Annotated in this window: 1 protein-coding gene; it reads right to left on the bottom strand. The window is 59.0% G+C overall.

Annotated elements, in window-relative coordinates; all coding sequences use genetic code 11:
• Positions 1-54: 54 nt before the first annotated feature.
• Positions 55-507 (bottom strand): IS6 family transposase (locus E4K09_RS19705; protein WP_134499442.1); only part of this gene is annotated, 453 nt, incomplete at its 5' end.

Raw genomic sequence — 507 nt, 5'->3', positions numbered from 1 at the left:
AGGGCACCGTCAGGTTAACGGGATGACATTAGAGAGCTCCCTCAGATCAGCTCGTCAGAAGGCAGCAAGGCCTACCATTTCGGCCCAAGTCATCAAGGCTTGGGCTCGGGCCTTGCGCTGATCAGCGGCGTTGATATTTGCGGGCCGGCGGAAGAGGTTTCCAACTTGGTCATGAACGGAGAGAAAGCGCTGGGCCTGGCCGGCTGATTTGAAACGCTTCATGATGCGCTCCCGTCGTCGTGTCGGTCGATGAGAATTTTCGGCCCGGTTATTGAGCCTCCTGTGCTGACGGTGTTCGACACTCGGCATGATTTCACGCTTGGCTGCGCCATAGCTGGCCAGTTTATCGGTGATTAGCACGCGCGGTGCCACGCCTTGCTTCTTGAGCAGCTTGCGCAGCAGACGCTTGGCGGCTTTCGCGTTGCGACGGCTCTGAACCAGGATGTCGAGCACCATCCCATGCTGATCGACGGCGCGCCAGAGCCAATGCTTCCGGCCTGCAATGCT

It is taken from the genome of Microvirga pakistanensis, from assembly GCF_004458765.1.
GTDB lineage: Bacteria > Pseudomonadota > Alphaproteobacteria > Rhizobiales > Beijerinckiaceae > Microvirga > Microvirga pakistanensis.
The sequence above is the reverse complement of the archived record's forward strand: the minus strand, read 5'-3'. Positions and strand labels throughout refer to the sequence as shown.